This is a genomic window from Mesorhizobium sp. M0208 (assembly GCF_040322015.1).
Classification (GTDB): Bacteria; Pseudomonadota; Alphaproteobacteria; order Rhizobiales; family Rhizobiaceae; genus Mesorhizobium.
Genome location: NZ_JAMYSP010000105.1, coordinates 1 through 1,609, shown reverse-complemented (window position 1 = coordinate 1,609; position 1,609 = coordinate 1). Strand labels below are relative to the sequence as shown.

The 1,609-nt window shown below is 59.7% G+C and carries 1 protein-coding gene; it reads left to right on the top strand.

The genetic code is table 11. From position 1 onward, the window contains the following. The first annotated feature begins 461 nt into the window (after positions 1 to 461). Complete coding sequence (locus NKJ17_RS33800) at positions 462 to 1,346, top strand: hypothetical protein (RefSeq protein ID WP_352692039.1); 885 nt, start codon at positions 462 to 464, stop codon at positions 1,344 to 1,346. Positions 1,347 to 1,609 lie beyond the last annotated feature (263 nt).

Genomic DNA, 1,609 nt, shown 5'->3' with positions numbered 1-1,609 from the left:
GATCCGCTCATTTTGCAACTCCGCCGGGTGCCGTGACAAAGCTCCCTTCGCCCGGCTTGGAAGTGCTTAGCTGTCATCCTTATAGGACTTGGCGGCTTCATCGATCTTACGCCAATCGTTTCCGTGGCGCCGTACAAGCTCTCTCGCCTGGGCTGGCGACACACTTTGCGTTTCAACGATGTGGTCCACTTCCGTCTCCTCGCCTTTCAGGGGACGCGAACGAGGGCTCGTTGGCTGTCTGGCCGTTGGGTTCTTTGCATCTCGTCTGGGCATGAGTGGACCTCTCCTGGAGCAGAGTAAACGGTCCGGCGCGGCGAAGGTTTCGCCACGCCAGCGCGTTGAGCAGTTTCGCCGATCGCCTCCTGGCTTCCCCTTGCAGCTCTGACCGTACGTTGCAGTGCTTTCGGACCCAAATGACCTACACCGCGTTCTTTGGGAGCAGTGTTGTGCTTCGCAATCTGATGGAAAAATCCGACGTCCCTGCTTCACCGCATACAGCTCCTGGTGCCGAAGCGCGCTTTCCGTACGATCGCGCGGCGGTTGAGCGGTTTCGACAGACATTCCCGCGCGCCAGGTGGAGTGACGAGCGCAAAAGCTGGTTCGTGCCGGGAAAGACTGCAGCGCGGCGGATCCAGCGCTGGCTTGCGCAAGAGGCGGACCTACGAGGAGCACACGATGACAGCAAGGGACGGGATGCTTTCGCCTTCGATCCGCTGTGGAGCCGGTATCTGGAAATCGCGGACGACCTGCGCATCCGCACGCCATATTCGCGGACGGTCCTCGAGGAACTGCGAGCCGTTCCATGGGCGAGCTGGGACGACGAACTGCGGGCCTGGAGGGTGCCTTTCCGCTCATACGAGGAGTTGAGGCGCCATTGGCCAAGCATCGAAAGGGCCGCAGACCGCGCAGAACCGGACGAGAGGAAACGGCGACGGGAAGCGTCCAAAGACTCCGAGGAATATAAAGCCGCTAGATTGCAGTATGCCGAACGCAGGCGACGTCGCTATCCATTGCCTGCTGACGATTTACCCCGGCTTGGCCTTACCGTGGCGACGGAGCAATACGGCATCGTCGTCTTCACCGAGATTTCGGGTGAACTCGTCGACGCCTCGGAGTTAGCAGCGTTCTATCCGCATTTGATCGAGGCGAAGGTCGACCATGTCTGGGGCAGATGGCGTCCGGCCACGTTGGCTGAATTGATTAGAACATGGCCCGCTCGGCGTGCTGCCGGGTTAGCGGAACGGCAACGAGGCTGGTGGCAGCCAACGCTGCCCGAGCTCAGGATCGCTCGCCAAAAAGCTCGAAGCCTGGCGCGAAGAAGGGCAAAGCTTGTGTCATCGTTCTAGCCTTTCAGGCTCGGCGCTTCCAGCGTCTGTCCGGTTGCCATTGTGATTGAAATGTCCCCCGATCGGAGCCTCCCATGTGCAACGATAGCAAACAACATATGGCCTGGCTGAATATTACCGGATCATAGCGCCGCTGGCCTTGATATCCCGAGCCTGAAAACGAATTTGACTTGCGCTTAGGCGCACGACACCCGCATTGACGAGCCGGCTCCAATAACCAGCGTTGCAGGTAAAGCCGTCGAGCGGCTTCTCTGACGTTTGGA